The 20,482-nt window shown below is 71.2% G+C and carries 19 protein-coding genes and 1 pseudogene; 9 read left to right on the top strand and 11 right to left on the bottom strand.

The window, feature by feature from the left end:
- Positions 1-411 (bottom strand): annotated as a pseudogene (locus HV824_RS28145) (TolC family protein); the annotation flags it as partial.
- A 374-nt stretch (positions 412-785) separates the two neighbouring features.
- Here HV824_RS28145 and HV824_RS28140 point away from each other — a divergent pair.
- Positions 786-2,027, top strand: coding sequence for an AAA family ATPase (locus HV824_RS28140; protein WP_176419662.1), 1,242 nt, complete (start codon positions 786-788; stop codon positions 2,025-2,027).
- Positions 2,028-2,144: 117 nt separating this feature from the next.
- Complete coding sequence (locus HV824_RS28135; protein ID WP_176424654.1) at positions 2,145-2,972, top strand: alpha/beta fold hydrolase; 828 nt, start codon at positions 2,145-2,147, stop codon at positions 2,970-2,972.
- A gap of 29 nt (positions 2,973-3,001) precedes the next feature.
- On the opposite strand, the gene HV824_RS28130 is transcribed toward HV824_RS28135, so the two are convergent.
- The 3 genes from HV824_RS28130 to HV824_RS28120 form a co-directional block, all read right to left on the bottom strand.
- Entirely contained in the window at positions 3,002-3,796 is a 795-nt protein-coding gene (locus tag HV824_RS28130; protein WP_217917818.1) for a sterol desaturase family protein, read from the bottom strand.
- Positions 3,796-4,050 carry a hypothetical protein gene (locus tag HV824_RS28125; RefSeq protein WP_176419657.1) on the bottom strand — a complete coding sequence of 85 codons (255 nt, stop codon included), beginning with the start codon at positions 4,048-4,050 and terminating at the stop codon, positions 3,796-3,798. The genes HV824_RS28130 and HV824_RS28125 overlap by 1 nt, the downstream gene beginning before the upstream one ends.
- Before the next feature lie 74 nt (positions 4,051-4,124).
- Complete coding sequence (locus HV824_RS28120) at positions 4,125-4,922, bottom strand: ABC transporter ATP-binding protein (RefSeq protein ID WP_176419656.1); 798 nt, start codon at positions 4,920-4,922, stop codon at positions 4,125-4,127.
- Positions 4,923-5,161: 239 nt separating this feature from the next.
- Between HV824_RS28120 and HV824_RS28115 the strand changes: the two genes are divergently transcribed.
- Positions 5,162-6,175 (top strand): ABC transporter ATP-binding protein, encoded by a 1,014-nt coding sequence (locus HV824_RS28115; RefSeq protein WP_176424652.1) that lies wholly within the window; start codon positions 5,162-5,164, stop codon positions 6,173-6,175.
- 12 nt (positions 6,176-6,187) lie between these two features.
- On the opposite strand, the gene HV824_RS28110 is transcribed toward HV824_RS28115, so the two are convergent.
- A complete protein-coding gene (locus HV824_RS28110) occupies positions 6,188-6,706 on the bottom strand; it encodes a hypothetical protein (protein ID WP_176419654.1) in 519 nt (172 codons plus the stop codon).
- 31 nt (positions 6,707-6,737) lie between these two features.
- On the bottom strand, positions 6,738-6,935 hold the full coding sequence (locus tag HV824_RS28105) for a hypothetical protein (RefSeq protein WP_176419653.1): 198 nt from the start codon (positions 6,933-6,935) through the stop codon (positions 6,738-6,740).
- Positions 6,936-7,208: 273 nt separating this feature from the next.
- Here HV824_RS28105 and HV824_RS28100 point away from each other — a divergent pair, with 273 nt between their 5' ends.
- From HV824_RS28100 to HV824_RS28085, 4 genes are all read left to right on the top strand, one after another.
- The gene (locus tag HV824_RS28100; RefSeq protein WP_176419652.1) at positions 7,209-7,508 is read left to right on the top strand and encodes a DUF2171 domain-containing protein; all 300 of its coding nucleotides are present in this window, start codon (positions 7,209-7,211) and stop codon (positions 7,506-7,508) included.
- A gap of 177 nt (positions 7,509-7,685) precedes the next feature.
- Positions 7,686-8,876 (top strand): kelch repeat-containing protein, encoded by a 1,191-nt coding sequence (locus HV824_RS28095; protein WP_176419651.1) that lies wholly within the window; start codon positions 7,686-7,688, stop codon positions 8,874-8,876.
- A gap of 82 nt (positions 8,877-8,958) precedes the next feature.
- Complete coding sequence (locus HV824_RS28090; RefSeq protein ID WP_176419650.1) at positions 8,959-9,336, top strand: hypothetical protein; 378 nt, start codon at positions 8,959-8,961, stop codon at positions 9,334-9,336.
- A 121-nt stretch (positions 9,337-9,457) separates the two neighbouring features.
- Positions 9,458-10,864, top strand: coding sequence for a M24 family metallopeptidase (locus HV824_RS28085; RefSeq protein ID WP_176419649.1), 1,407 nt, complete (start codon positions 9,458-9,460; stop codon positions 10,862-10,864).
- Between the two features lie 57 nt (positions 10,865-10,921).
- Here the strand turns inward: HV824_RS28085 and HV824_RS28080 are convergent, their stop codons facing one another.
- The 3 genes from HV824_RS28080 to HV824_RS28070 all read right to left on the bottom strand — a co-directional run bounded on the left by HV824_RS28080 (position 10,922) and on the right by HV824_RS28070 (position 14,543).
- Positions 10,922-12,574: an Ig-like domain-containing protein gene (locus HV824_RS28080; RefSeq protein ID WP_368738115.1), complete on the bottom strand. Its 1,653-nt coding sequence runs from the start codon at positions 12,572-12,574 to the stop codon at positions 10,922-10,924.
- Positions 12,575-12,850: 276 nt separating this feature from the next.
- Positions 12,851-14,014, bottom strand: coding sequence for a cytochrome-c peroxidase (locus HV824_RS28075; RefSeq protein WP_176424651.1), 1,164 nt, complete (start codon positions 14,012-14,014; stop codon positions 12,851-12,853).
- A 172-nt stretch (positions 14,015-14,186) separates the two neighbouring features.
- The gene (locus HV824_RS28070) at positions 14,187-14,543 is read right to left on the bottom strand and encodes a hypothetical protein (RefSeq protein WP_255208402.1); all 357 of its coding nucleotides are present in this window, start codon (positions 14,541-14,543) and stop codon (positions 14,187-14,189) included.
- A gap of 481 nt (positions 14,544-15,024) precedes the next feature.
- On the opposite strand from HV824_RS28070, the gene HV824_RS28065 reads away from it, so the two are divergent.
- Positions 15,025-15,483 (top strand): DUF2267 domain-containing protein, encoded by a 459-nt coding sequence (locus HV824_RS28065; protein WP_176419645.1) that lies wholly within the window; start codon positions 15,025-15,027, stop codon positions 15,481-15,483.
- A gap of 60 nt (positions 15,484-15,543) precedes the next feature.
- Here the strand turns inward: HV824_RS28065 and HV824_RS28060 are convergent, their stop codons facing one another.
- Together HV824_RS28060 and HV824_RS28055 are read right to left on the bottom strand one after the other, a co-directional pair.
- On the bottom strand, positions 15,544-16,182 hold the full coding sequence (locus HV824_RS28060; RefSeq protein ID WP_217917817.1) for an outer membrane beta-barrel protein: 639 nt from the start codon (positions 16,180-16,182) through the stop codon (positions 15,544-15,546).
- Positions 16,183-16,292: 110 nt separating this feature from the next.
- Complete coding sequence (locus tag HV824_RS28055) at positions 16,293-18,026, bottom strand: S8 family serine peptidase (protein ID WP_255208401.1); 1,734 nt, start codon at positions 18,024-18,026, stop codon at positions 16,293-16,295.
- A gap of 349 nt (positions 18,027-18,375) precedes the next feature.
- On the opposite strand from HV824_RS28055, the gene HV824_RS28050 reads away from it, so the two are divergent.
- The coding region (locus HV824_RS28050; protein WP_176424648.1) for a serine/threonine-protein kinase at positions 18,376-20,482 on the top strand (2,107 nt) is incomplete at its 3' end.

Below are 20,482 nucleotides of genomic sequence, written 5' to 3'. Positions count from 1 at the left end.
GCCGCCTCCCACGCCGCCGCCACCCCCTCCGCCCAGCAGCGGTGTCGCGTCGGGGTTGAGCACGTTGTACTGGACGGAGACTGTGCCGGTGAGCGTGGGTAGCAGCGCGGCCAGGGCGATGCGCTGCACGCCCGCCGCGGCCTCCACCTGGGCCAGCGCGGTGTACAGGCTGGTAGAGCGCTGCCGCAGCAGTTGCAGCGCCTCGTCCCAGGTCGCCACCTGCATGGCGGCCGAGGGGATGGGCTCCAGCAGCGGGTCGGACACGGGGAACTTCGGCGGCTCGGGTGTCTCCGGGGAGAGGGCGGGCGCGCGAGCCGCGGGGGGCTCCACGCCCGCGTCGGTGTCGGAGCCCGTCTGGGCCAGCAGGAGGTTGGAGTGGGACAGCAGGGCTGCAAGCAGCAGGGCATTCATGGGAGCGCGCGCACAGGTAGGAAGCGCGCTGCCCCGCCACCACGGCCGCCAGGGCTGCCCTGCGTCTGGTGGACAGAAGAAGGGACGGGGCTGCGGGGCTGTGCATGAAGACGGGCAGGACACGCGGCCTCTGGGGCATGGCTGCTGTCATGCGCGGCCTCCGGGGGCGATGCGGCTGCGCGAGCGTGGACAGTGCCTCGGCGCGCCGGGTGTCGATACCGGGGACCGCGTGACGTTGACGATGGCCAGCTTCTGGTCCAACAAGGTGTTCGCGTGGGTGGACCAGCGCCGGCCTATCTGGGAGTCCCGGGGCGTCGTGCCGCCGTGCGGCGCGAGTTGACGCTGGCGCGTCCAGGGAGCCAGTCTCCCGGCTGATGCTCAAGCTCCAGTGGCTCCAGGTCCACCAGTTCCGCTCCGTGAAGCCCGGGACGCGGCTGCTCTTCAGCCCTTCCCTCAACGTGCTGCTCGGGGAGAACGGCACCGGGAAGTCCATGCTGCTGGACCTCGCCGCCGCCGTGGTCAGCTCGGACTTCACGCCGCTGCGGCATGAGGCGTTCGACCTTGAATACGCCCTGGCCGCGGACACCGGCCGCATCACCGTCCGCGTGCGCAACGTGCCCTCGGGCGCGGAGGGCACGAGCGGCCTGTCCATGGACATCACCGTGGCCCCGCGCGACATGGCGTGGCCGTTGGTCATCCACCGCGAGGGCCCGCAGCTCCGCGTCTCCCGCGAGGACGACACCACCGACGTCGTCCACGAGCGCATCGCCCCCGAAGTCGGTGGCCGGCTCTGGCTCGTCCTGATGACGGGCGGCATCGCCTGGGTGGAGAAGACGGGCGAGGCCACCGCCGCCGTCGAGCCGATGCTCGCCATGGCGCGGGAGGTCTCCGCGCAGGCCGACCTCCGCCGCTTCGACGAGGGGCTCGCCCACTTCGACCAGCTCTGGCGCGCCGAGCTGCGGCTCTCCCGCCGCGCGGAGGGCGTGCTCGCCACGGGCACGGGCGTGGCCTCGGAGGACCTGCTCGACGGTCTGCGCAAGGTCGCCGCCGCGCAGTGGGGCTCCGCCCGCTACGTGCTGTCCTCGGAGAACGTCCCCTTCCTCCGCGACGCGGCCCGGCTCCTCGGCTTCGCGTCCGCGGAGGCGCTGCTGTCTCCGCTGGAGACCCAGCCCCAGGGCAAGTACGAGACGCTGTCCCTGGGCAACCTGGACCTCTGCTTCGTCACCGCCGCCGGTCAGCGCCTCTCCGCCCGTCAGCTCGGCTACGGCCAGAAGCGCCTGGTGGCCTTCCTCCACTACCTGGCCCACGCCCGCGCCGTCGTCATCGCGGACGAGGTCGCGCACGCCTTCCACCCCCGGCAGGTCCGCGCCATCCTCGAGCAGCTCGAACCCCGGCAGGCCCTGCTCACCAGCCAGAACCCGGAGCTGCTCGACAGCCTCACCTTCGACTCGCCCGAGCAGGTGCGCTCCACCTTCGTGCGCTGCCGCCGCGAGGAGGACACCGGCCGGCTCGTCTGGGAGAACCTGACCCCCGACGTCGCCGAGGACTTCTTCACCGCCTGGCGCGCCGACCCCCGCCGCGTGGGCGAGCTGCTTCAAGCCAAGGGTCTCTGGTAGTCAGCCGCGTCGACCCCGAGGGCAGCGGGACGTCATCCGGCAAACGGCTCCGCGAAGAGAGGTGCCAGTCCCTGCGCGTCGCTCGCCTATCCTCGCCAGCCGGGGAGGGTTGCGCGCATGCCGATGCTGACCGTCAACAGAACGGAGCTGTACTACGAGGACTCGGGGGGCACGGGCGTGCCCGTCGTCTTCAGCCACGGCCTGCTGTGGAGCTGTCGCCTCTTCGACCCGCAGGTGGAGGCGCTGAGCGGGCGCTTCCGCTGCATCGCCTATGACCACCGGGGCCAGGGCCAGAGCGCCGTGCCTCCGGCGCGCGTCATCGACATGGAGACGGTGTACCTGGACGCGGTGGCGCTCATCGAGCGGCTGGGTGTGGGGCCCTGCCACTTCGTGGGCCTGTCCATGGGCGGCTTCGTGGGCATGCGCATCGCCGCGCGGCGGCCGGACCTGCTGCGCTCGCTGGTGTTGATGGAGACGTCCGCCGACCCGGAGCCCCTGCACAACGTGCCGCGCTACACGCTGCTCAACCTCACCGCGCGCCTGGCGGGCCTGCGCCCGGTGGCGGACCCGGTGATGCGCATCATGTTCGGCCGCAGCTTCATGACAGACCCCAACCGGGCCGAGGAGCGCAGCCGCTGGCGCACGCGCCTCATGGAGAACCGCCGCGACATCTGGCGCGCCGTCAACGGCGTCATCGAGCGGCGCGGCGTGGCCCACGAAATCCCCCACATCCGCGTGCCCACGCTCGTCGTCGTCGGCGCCGAGGACACGGCCACCGTCCCCGCCAAGGCGCAGCGCCTGCACCGGCTCATCCCTGGCTCACGCCTGGTGACGCTGCCGCGCGGCGGGCACTCCTCCACCGTGGAGGAGCCCGCGCTCGTCAATGCCACCTTGGGGACCTTCCTGGACGCGCAAGCGGAGACGCGGACGTCCAGGGCCGGGTGAAGGGTCGCCAGCGAGCGTGGAGTGTCCGCTCAGCGGGGCGGCTTCCGGCTGCCAGTCGTCCGCGCCACGGGTGAGAAGAGCTGGGCCCAGAAGCGCCGGGGAAATGGCTCCACGAGCCCGAGCGGGTACTGCTCGGGTCCGGTGGGCCGGTGATAGGTGCCGAAGAGCCAGTCCGTCCACGGCGCGAGGTTGCCGAAGTTGTGCCGCGTGTGCCGTTCACGCGCGTGGTGCCAGTGGTGCAGCTCCGGCGCGCCGAAGAGGAAGCCCAGCGGGCCCAACGGTATCCGGACGTTGGAGTGGATGAAGATGGCCCACATTCCACGGAAGGCGATGAGCATCGCCAGCGTCTCGAGTGGAAAGCCCATCATCAGCGCGGGGAGGTTCACCACCCACTGCGTGAGCAGTCCGTCCACGGGGTGCTCGCGGTGCGCGGCGAGCCAGTCGAGGTGCTCGGCGGAGTGGTGGACGGCGTGGAAGCGCCAGAGGAAGTCCACCTGGTGGGACAGGCGGTGGAAGCCGTAGACGAGCAGGTCGCAGAGCACCACCGCTTCCATCGCCTGGAGCCACCAGGGCTGGCGCGCCACGGCGGCCTGGAGCCCGGTCAGCACGTCCACCTGGCAGAGCGCCTTCACGTGGCTCAACATGAACAGCGCCAGCGGCGCGAGCACCAGGTATTGCGCCACGAAGTAGGCGAGGTCGGTGCGGAGCGCGGGCCGCAGCAGCGGCTGGCCTGGACGCGCGGCCCAGGCCTTCTCCAGGGGCCAGAAGACACACGCGAGCACCCCGAAGGAGAGCGCGGCCCCTCCAAGGGCGCCCAGGTCCATCACGGCGCGGGAGGCGTGGCCAGGGTCGCCGCGTCACCGGCATCCTGGACTCGCGGGGTGCCCGCGTCCGCCGTGTCAAATGACTTGAGCACGGTGGGGCCACCCGCGAGCTCCTCCGCGGACATTTGGGTGAGCCTGCCAATCTTGGTGCCGCCGAAGAATCTCGCCGCCCCGGTCACCGTCACGACGGCGAGCGCGAGCGCCGCGAGGGTCACCGTCAGTTGCCGAAATCGCTTGCCGCCCTGCGGTTGCATGGCCACGCCGCTCCCTTGAGGACTCCGCGCAAGACCCCTGCGGAGGGGATGGAGGATAGTCCGGACGGGGCGCCTCAGGCCTGGGCCGCGCGCTTGCTCTGGGCGCGGCGCCGGAGCCAGTTGCGGAGGAAGGCCTTCACGGCGGGGTGCTGCGACTCGCGGAAGGCGTCTGGCGGGCCGTACTCCACGATGTGGCCTTCGTGCATCAGGGCCAGGTGGTCCGCCATGCCGAAGGCGGAGGCCACGTCCGGCGTAATCACCAGCGAGGTGGCGCCGAGCTGCTGCTTGCCGGTGGTGATGATTTCATTCACCGCCGCGGTGGTGAGCGGATCCAACCCGGCGGTGGGGTCGTCGTAGAGGAGAATCTTCGGCTGAAGGATGGTGGCGCGCGCGAAGCCCACGCGCTTCTGCATGCCGCCGGACAGCTCGCCGGGGAAGCGCTGCGTCGCGTGCGACAAGCCCACGCGCTCCAGCGTCTTGTTCACCGTCTCGGCAATCTCCGCCTCGGGCATGCGGGTGCGCTCGCGCAGGGGGAAGGCCACGTTGTCGAAGACGGAGAGTGAGTCGAAGAGGGCGTTCGCCTGGAAGAGGATGCCCTGCTTGCGGCGCATCTGGTCCAGCGCGGCCTCGTTCATCCGCGCGATGTCCTCGCCATCCACCTGCACGGTGCCCCGGTCTGGCCGCAAGAGGCCCATGATGTGCTTCATCAGCACCGTCTTGCCCGACCCGGACACGCCCATCAGCACGCAGGTGGTGCCCTCTGGCACCTCCAGGCTCACGCCGCGCAGCGCGTGCTGGTCACCGAAGGACTTGTGGAGGTCCCGCACTTCGATGGCCAGCTTGCGGGAGGACGGTGGGCTCGAGGGACTCATGGCCGCGCGAACATAGTGCGCGTCTGCCGCCTTCCGCCTCCAAGAAGCGGCTGCCTGGCAGGGGGAAGGGGTGCCCGGCCGCCCGGCCTCCATCCCGGTGTGGGATGGCGGTCAGAGGCGGGCGGTCCCTCGCCTCGGGGCTTGCCCTGGGCGCGGAGGGCGCGATGCTACGAGGCCGGTGGGTGAGACGGAGTGACACATGGGGCGTCCGGAGGCCGGGCGCCCGGGAGGCAAGGCGTTTGGCGACGGTGTCCCTGGAGGACGTGCGCAAGGTGTACCGGGGCGGCGTGGCCGCGGTGAAGGGCGTGAGCCTGGACATCGCGGACGGCGAGTTCATCTCGCTGGTGGGCCCGTCGGGCTGCGGCAAGTCCACGACGCTGAACCTCATCGCCGGGCTGGAGGAGCTGTCTGGCGGCACGCTGCGCATCGACGGCGCGGTGGTGAATGAGCTGTCGCCGCGCGAGCGGGACATCGCCATGGTGTTCCAGAGCTACGCGCTCTATCCGCACCTGGACGTGGCGCAAAACCTCGCCTTCCCGCTGAAGGTGGCGGGGTTGACGAAGGCGGACATCGACGCGCGCGTGCGCGAGGTGGCGTCGCTGCTGGGGCTGGAGGGCCTGCTGTCGCGCAAGCCGAAGGCGCTGTCGGGGGGCCAGCGGCAGCGCGTGGCGCTGGGGCGCGCCCTGGTCCGCCGTCCGAAGGTATTCCTCTTCGACGAGCCGCTGTCCAACCTGGACGCGGCGCTGCGCACGCAGATGCGGGGGGAAATCAAGAAGCTGCACGAGCAGCTCAAGGCCACCTTCGTCTACGTCACCCACGACCAGGCGGAGGCGATGACGCTGTCGGACCGCGTGGTGGTGATGAACCAGGGTGAGGTGCAGCAGGTGGCCCCGCCGCGCGAGCTGTACGACGCGCCCGCGAACCTGTTCGTGGCGGGCTTCTTCGGCGCGCCGCGCATCAACCTGGTGAAGCCCCGGACGCTGGGCCTGCCGGACGCGGACGTGGTGCTGGGGCTGCGTCCCGAACACCTGGAGGTGGGGCAGGGCGCGCCGCCACCGGACGCGCTGGAGGGCCGCGTGTACCTGGTGGAGCTCATGGGCGCGGAGAGCTGGGTGACGGTGGACGTGGCCGGGGAGCGCATGGTGGCGCGCGCCGCCGGGGACTTCCGTGTGCCCACGGGCGCTCCGGTGTGGCTGCGGTATGACGCGTCGAAGCCGCGGCGCTTCGACGCGACGTCGGGCCGGGCCCTGTAAAGCGCTTCGGGCCTACCAGCTGGAGTTGAACGTCTCCTGGGGGAACGCCTCCTTCGCGAGCTTCACCATTTGAGGGAACCCGTCCAGGAAACCGGCCTCCGAGCCCGCGATGCGCTTGCCGTTCGCGTCGTGGAAGATGAGCTGCCGGCAACTGAAGCAGACCACCGCGTCCACCCACGTCTCGCCGCGCCAGAAGCGGAAGGCGATGTCCGGGTTGAACCCGCACTTCTTCGGTGGGTAGGGCACATGCTCCTTGGGAGAGACCCAGATGGCCGCCAGGGACTGGCGCTGCTTCCGGCTCAGCTCGGGGCCTTCCCGGGTGAGGAGGAACAGGCCGCTGGTGGGCCCGACGTCCGCGTCGGGCTCCAGGTCCCACTGCTGATTCATGTCCGCCAGGAAGACTTGCACCCGGTCCGGACGACGGAAGAAGTCCTCCTGGGGAGACGCGGGCGGCTTGCTGGAGGTCGCCTCGGCGGAGGTGCACGACACGACGGCCGTCAAGGAGAGCACGGCGAGGAGCGCGGTTCGCATCCGCTCAGGCTACCCTGCTTTTCGCGGCGGCTCAGGCGTAGACCTGCTCCCCCTCCAGGCTCATGTCGAGCCGCCGGCTGAGCGGGTCCAGCCGCTCGTAGCGCTCGCGCAGCACGTCGCGATGGACGCCTGGGGGCGCCTGGGCCATCTCCTCCAAGAGCGCGCGCAGGGCCGTGTCCAGCGCCTGCTTCACCTCGCGCGCCTCCACCTCGGACAGTTCCAGCAGCATGGAGCACCTCCTGCCTGGAACGTTAGGCACGCCTGTGTCCGTGCGGCTTCGACGCCTGCCCGGAGTGCGCCAGGGCTGGCGGCCTGGGGCCACGCGTCCTCCTGGCAGGACATGGGGCGCGGCAATCCCTGAGCCCGCGCGGTGGTGGAGCGGCGGGTCGTCGCCGCGAGCGCTCCACCGTGTGCACCGTGGCAGGTGCGTCCCGCCGTGCCCGCTCGCACTGTTGTCTGAGCGCCCCGGACGGGCCGGGCGCCCGAGCGAGAGGAGGCCGGAATGATGCGGAGAGATGACGTACACGAAGGCATGACGGTGCGGACGGCGACAGGCCAGGTCATCGGCCGTGTGTCAGGCATCGGGGACACGCACTTCGAGCTGGAGCAGGGGCTGGTGCCCATTCCCCGGCACGACTACCTGGTGGAGTTCTCCGACGTGGACTTCGTCAGCGGCCACGACGTCTACCTCGCCGACGCGGACCACCCGCTGCTCACGCTGGAGGTGGATGACGACGGCGGCGCGCTCCCCCCTCGCCATTCCAAAGGACTGGAGCGCGAGCCCGTGAACGTGGAGTCTTGAGCCGCGAGAGAACGAGTAACGCAAGGCGTTGCACCTTCGCTCCGGCCCGCTCTGGAGGGTGGCCGGGCAGGCCCTGAGTGCCGGGTAAGCGTCGGCAATCACTCAGGTTGGCCAGCCCTGGAATGTCAGACGGTCAGGCTAGACGTGACCGCTTCGACGGGCATTCCAGGTGGGGTCATGCAACGGTTTTCAGCATCATGCGTCACGGTCATCCTCTTCGCTTTCACGTTCGCTTGCAGCGCGGATCCGCGCGCGGAGGACGGTGGTCGCGGGGTGGCGGGGCAGGGCCTGTCCTTGTCCACGCCCCGCAAGCTGCTGCCCTTCGTGGTGATGGAGGACGGGCGGGTGCTGGCCTCGGGCGGGCATGATGGGAACCGCACGCTGGGCAGCTGCGAGGTGTTCGAGCCGGAGACGGGCCGGTGGCGTGAGACGGGCGCCATGCGCACGCGCCGTCGCAACCACGCCGCGGTGCGGCTGGCGGACGGCCGGGTGCTGGTGATGGGCGGCTCCAACGGCGTGGCGATGGGCGCGCTGGCGGACGCGGAGGTGTATGCGCCGGCAACCGGGACGTGGACGGAGGTGCGCCCCATGGCCGTGGCGCGCAATGACCCGGCGGCGGTGCTGCTAGCGGACGGGCGCGTGCTGGTGGCGGGTGGGACGGACGTGGACCAGCGTCCGCTGCGCTCGGCGGAGCTGTTCAATCCAGAGACGGGGACGTGGAGCGCCGCGGCGCCTCCGGGCTTCTCGCGGGGTGGGGCTCAGACGGCGGTGGTGCTGGCCAACGGCAAGGCCCTGTTCGTGAGTGGCCTGCAGGCGGAGCTGTATGACCCGGTGACGGGACGCTGGGAGAAGGCGGGGCTCACCGGTGGGGCGGCGGGCACGCACCGGCTGGCGCACTCGGTGACGTTGCTGCCGGATGGGCGCGTGCTGGTGGTGGGGGGAACGACGGCGCGCGCGGCGGCCACGGCGGAGGTGTATTCGCCTGAGACGGGGGTGTGGACGCTGGTGGGGGCGCCCAGGGTGCCTCGTGAGCACCACGCGACGGTGGTGCTGCCGGACGGCGCGGTGCTGATGATGGGCGGCGAGCACTACACGACGGGCGCGCTCGCGTCGGTGGAGCGCTTCGACTTGAAGACGGAGACGTGGTCCTCCGCGCCCGCGCTGGACGCGCCGCGCGAGAAGCTGGGCGCCCTGGCGCTGGGAGACGGCGCGGTGCTGGTGATGGGCGGTGGCAACGAGGCGGTGGGGATGCTCTCCGAGAGCGAGCGCTATGTCCCGGGCGCTTGTGACGTGGCGCCGTGCTCCGCGCGAGCGTTGGGAGGTGCCGAGGCCGTCGTGGAGCGCTCCGCGGCCGGGCAGGGCGAGTGACGAGTGGGCGCGCGCGACGAAGCACCTGCGGCGGGCAGGCGCCGTGGGTGACTCCAGCGCCAGGGCCGGGTGAGATGCGGGCATGAACCCGTGGAAGGTGTCGCTAGTGGTGGTGTGCGCGTGGCTCGTGGCGTGTGGTGGCTCGGAGGCGCCGCAGCTCTCCTACGCCGGCTGGGCGGAGCGCGTGGCGGCCTCCGCGTGCGCGTATGAGGAGCAGTGCGGCGCCCTGACGGTGTCACGCGAGCAGTGCGAGGCGGACCGCATCGCCGCCTACGCGGCGGTGGAGCCGGACCTGTCGCGCACCGACACGGGCGCGAAGGCGGGCTGCGTGCAGTGCATGCGCGTGCGCATTGACGAACTCGACGCGGCCACCGCGAGCGGCTGCCAGCACTCCGTCGACGAGGCCCGGTTGCGCGCTGTGTGCGGCGTGGATGGCGCGGCCTGTGCGGGCGTGCCCTGACTCCGGCGATTTCACGGCTGCTCCCTGCGTTCCGGAGTCGCGGGCCTCACGGGGGCCAGGGGCATGAAGGCGCGTGGACTCCGCGCGCGTCACGCGCTTGTGCGTGACAGACTGCGCGGCCATGCGCACCCGGACCCTGCTGCTTGCCCCGTTGCTGCTCTCCACCTCCTGCGCCACCGTCGCTCCGACGGCGCAGGCCCCGGCCGCCACCCAGGCCGCGGCGAAGTCCCCGGCCCCCGAGCGTCCCTTCGGCACCCTGCGTGAGCAGGCCCGGCGCCAGCAGGCGTGGCTGGCCGAGCGCCTGGAGAAGGCCCTGCCTCAGCTCATGCGCCAGCACGGCGTGGACATGTGGGTCATCCCCATGCGCGAGTACAACGAGGACCCGGTCTTCAAGGCGCTCGTCTCGCCGACGACGTTCGCCGCGCGCCGCCGGACCATCTACGTCTTCTTCGACCGGGGCCCGGAGCAGGGCGTGGAGCGGCTCGCGCTGGGCGGTGGCTCGCAGGGCGGCATCTACACGCCTCGCCGCGCGCAGCGACAGGTGGACGGCGGCGGCGTGAGCCGGCAGGCGGAGCTGTGGGGTCCGGAGCAGTGGCAGGTGCTCAAGCAGGTGGTGGAGGAGCGCCAGCCCAAGCGCATCGCGCTCAATGTGTCGCGCACCTTCGCCTTCGCGGACGGCCTCACCCATGGCGAATACGAAGGCATGGCCGAGGCGCTTGGCCCGGACTGGGTGAAGCGCTTCACCTCCGTGGATGGGCTGGCGGTGGACCTCATCGCCTGGCGCAGCGCGGACGAGGCGCGCTTCTACGAGGAGCAGACGAAGCTGGCGTGGAGCATCATCGAGACGGCCTTCTCCAACCAGGTCATCACCCCGGGCGTCACGCGCACCCGCGACGTGGAGTGGTGGATGCGTCAGCGCCTGGCGGACCTGGGCCTGAAGACGTGGTTCCAGCCGTCGGTGGACCTCCAGCGCCAGGGCGTCACCGAGCAGGAGCTGGGAGACGACCCCATCATCCAGCGCGGCGACGTGCTGCACTGCGACTACGGCGTCACCGCGCTGGGGCTCAACACCGACACCCAGCACATGGGCTACGTGCTGCGCGAGGGCGAGACGGACGCGCCCCAGGGGCTGAAGGCCGCGCTGAAGACGTCCAACCGGCTGCAGGACATCGTCTTCGAGGAGCTGCGCCCCGGCCGCACGGGCAACGACATCCTCCGCGCCTCCCTCGAGCGGATGCGCGCCGAGGGCATCGACGGCACCGTGTACTCGCACCCCATTGGCCTGCACGGCCACGGCGCGGGCCCCATGGTGGGCCTGTGGGACCGGCAGGAGGGCGTGCCCGGCAACGGCGACCACAAGGTGATTGCGAACCAGTGGTACTCCATCGAGCTGCAGGCCACGTCCGCGGTGCCGGAGTGGAACGGCCAGCGGGTGCGCTCGGCGCAGGAGGAGGACATCACCATCGACGCCGAGGGCCGCGTGCACTGGGGCTGGAAGCGCCAGACGGACTTCCACCTGGTGCGTTGAGCGCAAGGCCCGCGAGACGTGGCGAGCGGCCTCACTTCGAGGCCGCTCGCGGCAGGCCTACTGGGGGCGCACGACGGTGTCGCCCGACAGGGCCCAGGGATGCCCGTCTTCGTCGAGCAGGAACTCCCATAGCCGCGCTCCTGCGATGAGTTGTTTGGGCTCCCAACCCGTGGCACGGCGCCTTCTGTAGTAGCTATAGGGTTCTGGGGAGTACCTGCGGTACTCCGTCCAGGCCAGCCAGGGCTCATTGTCGTGGCCGACGACGAGCTGAAGCGATGCGTACCAGCCGGAGCCTGGCCGGATGTCTACGTACTCGGGCGATGCCCAGGTGGGTTGCGAGGAGTCCAGTGCCGCGGACGAGAAGCGGAGGGTGCCGTCGCTCACGGAGAATTCACGCTCAGTCCAGGCGATGACGGCGCGACTGTCTGGCTGAATCGCAAGGACGATGTTCTCCATGACAGTCAATCCCGCGACCGGGATGGACACACCCACGGGAACCCAGTTTCCGTTCTCGAACGCCCTGACGTGGATGTAGTTGTGAGGAGGGCCGATGTCGGCGGCCGCCTCCACCCAGCTTACGAGCACGCGCGTGTCATCCGTGGCGATGGCGACCCGTCGCGCAGGGGTATTCGGGACGGGGTGCTCATCGAGAAGCCCACCCAGCGCCCGCCACTCCGTACCTGTCCAGTGGATGACGCGAACTTCGGTGTCGGAATCGGAGACATTCCGTTCCAAGGCGATGACGGGCCTCCCTTGTTTTCCCAACGCCAGCTTGACCTGGGTGGACTCGGACTGAATGTCGTACGGCGCTCCCAGGGGTTGCCAGGCCGTCCCGGTGTAGCTCGCGACATGGAGTCGGGGGCCCCCGTTGGCCGCATCCCCCTCACACCATGCGGCGACAAGCGCGCCGTCTTTCTGCACCACTTGGAGCCCAGAGGCGGATGCGGAGCGCGCATTCGCTGCTCGGAGTGGGGGAAGGTGCTGCCATTCATCGCCGTTCCACCGTGCGACGGTCGGTTCTCCTGCGCCCTGGGCGTCATGGATGAAGCCGACGACGGGCACGGTCCCGGCATCGCCACTTTCAAGCGCGAGCGAGGTCGGCCAGGAGCCTGGGAATGCCATGACGCGCCCGAAAGGCCAGTAGGTGGCATGGTGCAGGACGGCGAAGTCCGGCAGGACCGGGTCGAGGGGATTGCCGGCCCGGTCGGTCATATCCTTCTGGAGCAGCATCGCGCCCATCGTAACGGGAGGCTGGGGCAGTGACGTTGGCACCAGTTCGAGGACCGTTCCGTCCTCACTGAGGACCGCTTGATGTGCGACCGGGAGCCCGCCTGGGCCAACCAGTTCGGCCGGCGCGGATTGAAGTGAACTCGGCAGCAGCGGCTCCGAGAAGACGAACCCCATCGGAGACGACACGGACGGATGGCTGTGGTCGGGCCGTACGGAGACGATGGTGGGCGGCGTGCGGTCCACCGTGACGGACACGTCCGCGGCGTCGAAGTTCTGGCCACCGGCAACGGCTCGGGCCCTGAACGCGAAGCTGCCCTCGGCATGCGTGGCGCAGTCGACGACATGCTGGTACGGCGCCGCCAGCCTCGTGGGCGCCTCGCCGTTCGTGAAGAGCTCCAGGCGCTCCGGTGTACCGCCCTCGACGGAGACAGCGAGCGTCCACAGCCCCTCCCGACAGAACGCGGGGCCTTCCGTGTTCACGCTGACGCGCAGTTCGGGAGGTGGAGGAGCGGGCGGGGGTGGCTCGGACTCCACGTTGTCGCAGGCGGCGGTTCCCAGTGCCGCGCAGAGAAGTGGGAAGGCCCAGCGGGCGCGGGTACGGCGGGGGTTCATGAGAAGCCTCTCGGAAGGGACGCCGGGCCGTTGCGTCGGAGCTCAACGCGCGAACCCTAGCCCGAGGCGTCACCCCAGCGACAACGCCGAACCCGTGCCCCCACTCCCAGCGCCGGGTTCCTTGGAACCCGGCGCCGGTTGAAGTCAGGGGTGCGGAGTCCCCGTCATGGACTGTAGCAGCGTCACCAGCGCGCGCTTCTCCTCGTCCGTCAGCTCCAGCGGCACCAGGGTCTCCGTCTTCTGGCCCACGAAGCTGCCGGCCGCGTCGCCGCCCTCGTTGTAGAAGTCGACGACCTCCTCCAGCGTGGCCTGGGCGCCGGTGTGCATGTACGGCGCCGTCAGCGCCACGTTGCGCAGCGACGGCGTGCGGAACGCGCCCTCCAGCGTCGCCGGGTCCGCCTGGGTGCGCAGCGTCTGGAGCCGCGCCGCGATGGTGCCGGTGGGCGCGTCGCTGTAGAGGCTGGCGGCGTTGAACTCCCAGTCCAGCAGCGCCGTCAGCGCGCTCCACTGCCCGCCCGCGCCCGGCCCGCTGTCCTGCACGCCGATGTTGTGGAACAGGTCGTCGGTGAGCGCCGGCCCCTTGTGGCAGACGATGCACTGGCCCTTGCGCAGGAACGTCTTCAGCCCCAGGTACGCCGGGTCCGCCTCCGCCTGGCCGGCCTCCGCCGCGGTGATGAAGCGCCGCACGTCCGCGTCGAAGGGCGCGTCGATGCGCACCAACGTCCGCTCGTAGGCCGCCATCACCTTGCCCACGTTGGCCAGCAGCGCCGGGTCCGTCTCGTCCGCGGGCGCCTGGCCGAAGAGGGCCTGGTACTCCGTGGTGTACGACGCTACCTCGGTGAGCCGGGCGCGCACCACCTGCGCGTCCGAGTTCATCTCCACCGGGTTGAGCAGCGGCAGGATGGCCTGGCTCCAGAGCCGGTCCGCCCGTCCGTCCCACATGAACCAGCGGTTGTAGGCCACGTTCAGCAGGGTGGGCGGGTTGCGCTCGGACAGGTGCCCGTCGCAGCCCTCCGCCTTGGCGGTGGACACCGTCAGGCCCTCGCCGCCGTGGCAGCTCGCGCAGGACACGGTGCCGCAGCGTGACAGGCCGCTGTCGTGGAACAGCGCGTCGCCCAGCGCCTCGGCGCGCGCGACTCCGTCCATCCGGTTGGTGCTGTCCTTCGGGGGCTGCCGCCCCAGGCTGTGCAGGCTGCGGAGCTGGTCCAGCTCGTCGAGGTTGGGGAACGGCTCTTCGGAGTCACACGCCATGCCCGACCCCCCCAGGGCCAGGGTGAGCGTCACGGCGCGCCAGCGGTACAAATTCATCACCCAACTCGTCTTTCTGCGAAGGACCCGGGAAGCTTCGCGTCCCCTTCGACGCGAATCAATCCACAAGGGCCCCTTGCCTGCTGGACGAGTTCGTGCTGATGGCGTGACGCCGCCGCGCCTGCCCAATGGGGGGGGTGGACGGGCGGCGTCACCGGCGTGCTTCAGGCCCTCAGGCGCCGCAGCTCAGGGAGAAGTCGCGCGTGGCGGTGCCGTAGTCGTTCACCTTCACCGCGGAAGGCTCCGGGGTGATGGTCGGCGTGGCGCCCGTCTCGCACTTCAGGCCGCCGCCCACCGCGAGCCCGACCTGGAGCTCGGTGTCGCTGGGCACACCCGACACGGTGAAGGAGCAGCGGTTGCCGCGGCTCGCCTTCACCATCGCCCGGCCCAGCCCGGTGGTGGGCGCGTCCGGCGAGGCCACGATGACCTGGAGCTGCCCGCAGGCGTCGTCGGCACGCAGCCCGCTCTCCGGCAGGCGGATGACGCCGGCGATGGTGGCGTTGCCCTCACGGCCACCGGCACCTCCCATGGTGGCGCAACCGGAAGCGGCAAGGACCAGGGCGGCTACGGCAATGCGATACATGAAATCCTCAATTCTTGATGGTTGAGATGGCGGCAAGGCCGCCGTGCAAGCGGTCTACGATGCGCGCCCAAGACAATTGCGATGGGAATTCATTCCAGCCACCCATTGGATTCTTCGTGGGGCCCGGATTTGAACAATTCCCCTGGAATTCCGAGTGGTTTTGGACTCCAGGTGCTTCCAGTGGGACACGCCGCGTGACGCTCCATCAGATGGGGTCATCGGTCGAATCAAACACAAACGCTTGACGCGGCTGGCGGCCACTTTGGTCCCAAGGGCGGACACGTAAGTCCCGATTCCGGGCATGTCTGATTTTGGCGTGTGGAGGTTCTTCCCGCGTGACGGGCGGCCCTGCCTCCGCCGCGCGGTCTGCTGTCAGCGCCCCCGCGCACCCCCACGGTGAAGGGGCACAGGGAGAGGAGACGACACCATGTCGATACAAAAGCAGGAGCGCACGCCTTCGTGGACGGGATTGGGGGTGGGGACGGACCGTCAATCGTTTCTGGACGCGGTATCCGCCCAGCTTCCGGATTACGAAGCGGACAAGGCCGCCGAGGCGGTGTTCTGCGCGTTGTCGGAGCGCCTGTCCGGTTCGTGGGTGGCGCACCTGCGCGAGCAGCTCACGCCGGACGTTCGCGAGCTGCTGCGCGGTTGTCACCGGCACGGCGGCGAGGCGCCCGCGAAGCTGGACCGCGACGACTTCTACTTGATGGTGGCCAACCACCTGAACGCCGAGCCGGAGAACGTGCGGCTGGTGCTCCACGGCGTGTTCTCCGCGCTCCATGCCCAAATCACGGAAGCGGAGGCGAAGAAGCTGGAGCAGCAGCTCCCCGCCTGGCTCCAGGGGACGTGGGCCGCGGCGCGGATGCATGTCGACCGGCCTTACTGAGGCCACGCCAGGGGCGGGGCGCCCGAGGGGAGACGTCCCCGGACGCTCCCGCCGCCACCGTCAGTAGGTTCCGCCCAGCGAGAGCATCGCCGCGTAGCGGCCATCCAGCGCGCCGGGAGCCCGGCCGCCCGGGGCGAAGTCCTGGTCGAACAGGAAGTTGTAGTTCACCCGCGCGTCGGCGGTGATGAGGTTGCCCACCTGGTAGCGCAGGCCCGCGCCGGCGGGCACGTAGCCGCTGGTGTCGTCGGAGAAGCCGCGGACGGCGCCCCGGGCATCGTTGCGGACGTTGTAGCGGTCCAGGCCGATGCCCGTCAGGATGTAGGGCTGCAGCCGGGTGTCGGTGAAGCTGCCCACCACGACGGCCTGCCCTGCGTTGCGGACGATGTCCGGTCCGCCTTCTCCGTCGTCGAGCAGCCCCATGCGGCTGTCGATGTCGCTCAAGCCGCCGCTGTAGCCCAGCTCGACGGCGAAGAGGCCGTGCGGCCGGTAGCCCAGCGCGGCGCCATAGGAGAAGCCCGGCGTGACCTCCGGGGCGAGCTGGCCCGTGTAGCCCTCCAGGCCGCCGCCCAGCTGGGCATAGATGCCGGTGTCGGCCCGCTTCCGCCCGCCGTCGCTGAACTCCACCGTCTCCGCCTGGGCCAGCGCGGCGGTGCCCCAGAGCGCCGCCGCGCACAGCGCGCCACGTACGAGTGCCTTCATGACGGACTCCTTGGTTCGCGTCCGAAAGGCAACGTGGTCCGCGCGGGAGGGCCTGGCAATCAGGCGCACGCGGGCCGTGGGGCACCTGGTGCGGCTGTCCTTCCCACCCCTCAGGGCAGCTGGGTGAGGACCTCCAGCGCGTGCCGGGCCTGCACCAGCCCGTGGCCAGAATCCTCGTCATGGCCAGCGGGGCCCAGGTCCTTCGCCGAGGCCAGCAGGGCGTGCTTCACCTGGTCCGGCGTGGCGGAGGGACGGGCGCTGAAGAGCAGCGCGGCCACGCCGCTCACGTAGGGCGTGGCCATGGAGGTGCCGGACATATAGGTGTAGTCCGCCGGGCTCATGCTGATGCGGGCCAGCTCTCCCATCATCCGGTGCAGCACGGTGCCACCCGCCTGGGTGATGGTGACGGCGGGCACCCACTGTCCGCGCCGCGGCATGGCGAGGATGTCCACGCCGCTCTCCCAGCGCGAGTTGCCGAAGATGACGGCGCGCGCGCCCTGCTTCATCACGTTGACCATGGCCATGTCGGTGGGCACGTCGCCGTGCCGCACGTACGCGACGAAGCCGCTGCACGTGCTGCCCTTGCATGAGTCCAGCGACTCGCCGCCGCCGCAGTCCACCAGCTTGCCCCACTTGTTCTCGATGGGGGCATACAGCAGCGAGCGCGACAGCGGCTGCGTGTCCCGCACGTCCACCGTGGAGAACGCGCCCTGCCCGCGCGGGAAGGTGGACAGCACGTCCACGCCCGGGGCCACCAGCGCCAGCTGGCTTCCGCCGGAGGAGAAGGTGGCCCGCCGGTCCAGGGCGTCCACCGCGCCCACCGCCAGCACGTGCGGGTCCGACGCGGGGTAGTCCACCCGCTGGGCGTTGCTGTTGCCCGCCGCGGCCACCACCAGGATGCCCTGGGCATGGGCCGCCTCGAAGACCTCGAACGTCGTCTTGGAGGGCACGCCGCCGCCCAGCGACAGGGAGATGACCCTGGCGCCCTGCTCCGCGCAGTACTCCACCGCCGCCAGGACGAAGCTCATGTGCGTGCGGCCGTGGAGGTCCAGCACCCGGGCGATGACCAGCTCCACGCCCGGCGCCACGCCCATCACCCCGGTGTCCGCCAGCTGGGGGGCGCCGCGCCCGCCGTGGCCTGGCCGCGCCGCGATGATGCCCGCCACGTGCGTGCCGTGGCCGGTGCCCCAGCCGTGGCCGCTGCTGAAGTCGGAGGGGTCGTCATCGCCCTCCAGCAGGTCGCGGCCGGCGACCACCGCGTCGCGCAGCTCCGGATGCTCCAAATCCAAGCCACTGTCGATGACGCACAGCCGCACGCCGGCGCCCGTGGGCCGGCCCGGGTCCGGCAGTCCGTCCCCATCCAGGTCCCACACCTCGTGCGCCTGGACCTTGCGCAGGCCGGGGGTGAACTCGCGCGGCGTGGCGCCCCGCGCCGCCGAGGCCAGGGCGGCGCGGGCTGGCGCGGTGGCGGGGGCCAGGGCGTGCCACTCCTGGTCCAACTCGATGCTCTCCACCGCCGGGTCCTCGGCCAGGAGCGCCCGCTGTTCCTGGAGGGACATGCGCGCCGCCACCGCGGGCGTGGAGCGGAAGGTGGCTGTCACCTGTCCGCCCACCTGCTGCACGCGGGCGGTGGCCATCACCCCCTGATTCCGATAGCGGACGATGACCCGCTGCCGGCCGTCGTCATCCGTCAGGGGGGCCCGGACGCGCCGTGTCTCCACGGGTTCGGACAGGGAGCCCGCGATGATGTTGGGGCAGACCTGGCTCTGGGCGCCCTTGTCGGAGGCGTCGTCCGGCCCACATGCCGCGAGTGCCAACAGCCCCATGAGTCCCCACCGCTTCATGAGCCGCTCCTTCTCGAACGGCACCCGGCCGAGGCGCCGGGCGCGCATCCCCCAGGGAGCGCATTTCGCGAAAGCGTGGCAACGGCCTGGGGGGCGCCCCCCTGCCTGAGGTGCGGCGGTTCACACCGCATGTGTTGAGCGGCGCAAGGGCGCCCCTCGTCGGGGTTGCCTTCACGCACGCACCCGGCATTCGCCCCTCGCCTGAACACCCACCCCGCCCGACGGGGACGCGGCGGGCGCACTGTCGGAGGGCGAGTTTCCGTCCAAGGCCCTGGCGGTGTCTGAGGGAAGGAAGTCGCCCGCTGCTTGATTCCGTCCGCTTCCGGGTGCTTCGCTGCCGCCAGACGCCATGAGTACAGTCCCTACAGAGTCCTCCCGCTTCCTTGGGCGCTATGAGCTCGTCCACCCCCTGGGCCAGGGCGGCATGGGGGAGGTGTACCTGGCGAAAATCAGCGGCGCGGCCGGCTTCGAGAAGCCGTGCATCGTGAAGACGATTCTGCCGGCGCTGCTGAAGGACCGTCAGTTCCTGGACCGGTTCCACCACGAGGCCAAGGTGCTGGTGCATCTGGTGCACTCGTCCATTGCCCAGGTCTACGACATGGGCGAAGCGGACGGCACGTACTTCATGGCGCTGGAGTACGTGGCCGGCGTGGACCTGGCCTACCTGCTGGAGCAGGCGCGCTCGCAGGGCGTGCCGGTGCCAGTGCCGGTGGCGTTGTTCCTCGGCCAGCGCATCGCGGAGGGGCTGGGCTACGCGCACCGCAAGGCGGGGCCGGACGGCTCGCCGCTGGGCATCGTCCACCGCGACGTGTCACCGCACAACGTCATGGTCTCCTACGAGGGCGAGGTGAAGGTCATCGACTTCGGCCTCGCCAAGTCCGCGGCGCGCAGCAAGTACACGCTGCCGTCCACGGTGATGGGGAAGCTGGGGTACATGTCCCCCGAGCAGGTGCGCGCCGAGCCCCTGGACCACCGCAGCGACATCTATTCGTGTGGCGTCGTGGTGTGGGAGATGCTGGCCGGCCGCTCGCTCATCCCCCACGGGACGGTGGGTGAGATGATGGCGGCCATGTCGCAGCCGGTGGTGCCGTCGCTGAGCGAGCTGCGGCCGGACGTGGACGCCGCGCTGGACGCCGTCGTGCGCCGCGCGCTGACGGCCCGCCCGGATGACCGCTACCTGCGTTCGGACGAGCTGGCGCGCGCGCTCAACACGGAGCTGGTGCGCTCGGGCGCCGCGATGGGCGCCGAGGAGGTGGGCCACTTCGTGCGCGCGCTGTGCCCGGAGGCGTTCGACGCCCAGCGCAAGCTCATCTCCAAGGTGTCTTCGTCCCCCAACCACCGCCGCACCCCCGCGCCCGGTTCCGGCTATGGCACCGGGCCGCAGCCGGCCCCGGGCTTCGAGCCCACGCTGATGCGCGGCCCGGCGGCGCAGCCCGGGCACGGCTCGGGGGGCGTGGCCCGTCCCGGCGCCGTCTATGCGGACAACGAGGATGACCTGGGCACGGGGGCCACCTCGGTGCGGCTCCCCTCCGAGCCGTCCTCCAGCGTCGTGCTGGCTCCCAACGGAGCGCCCGCCGCGTCCCAGCCGGTCGTCGCGTCCGCGGCGGCGCTGGAGGAACGCGCGTCCCGGAAGCGGCCGGTGGGGCTCTATGCCGCCATCGTCGTGTTGCTGGTGATTGCCACCTCCGCCGTCACCGCGCTGTTCGTCCAGTCGTCGGGTGTGGCGCCGGCGGCCGACGCTTCAGGGCAGCTCGCGCCGCCCCCGGCTTCGGACACGGCGGTGGAGGCGCCCGTCGCCGCCGCGCTGCAGGGGGCGGCTCCGGAAGCGGCGCCCCTGTCCGACGCGGGCACGGGCGCTGACGCCGGTGCGGCGGTGGTGGCCGCGGGGGGGCCGGGTGCTCCCGAGGTGGCCGCCGCGCCGTCCTCGGTGCGCGCGGAGCACGACACGCCGGAGCCCGAGCGGACGCGGACGCCGCGCCTCGCGTCGGTGAAGGCGCCCGCGAAGAAGCCGGCGGCCCCCGTCGAGCCCGTCATCGTCTACGCCACGCCGGCGAAGGTGTTCCCGATTCGCAGCGCGAACGGGCGCAACTATGTCGACCGGGCCATCGGGCGGGGCTTCCTCCCGGGTGTGGAGCTGGACGTGCTGGGGCCGTTGAAGAACGGCAAGCACGAGGTGCTGGGGCGGGCCCGGGTGGTGCGGCCGGGGCGCGGCATCGCGCGGCGGCCCACGCGGGCGTTCCTCGAACTGGATGAGCGCGCCCTGGCGGCTTCGGAGGACCTCTTCGTGGCGGCGCCTGGACGGGAGGCCGCGCCCGCCGACGCGCCGGAGCCCGAGGAGGCCCAGGCCCAGGCCCAGGCCGCCGAGCCCGACACGGCTGAGGTGGAGGTGGAGGCCGTCGTGGCCGCGCCCCCCGCGAAGCGCACGCTGCGCGGCCACGCGAGCGTGCAGGGCGGGG

This window comes from Myxococcus sp. AM009, from assembly GCF_013372605.1.
Lineage (GTDB): Bacteria > Myxococcota > Myxococcia > Myxococcales > Myxococcaceae > Myxococcus > Myxococcus vastator.
This window is presented reverse-complemented; position numbering and strand designations above follow the sequence as displayed.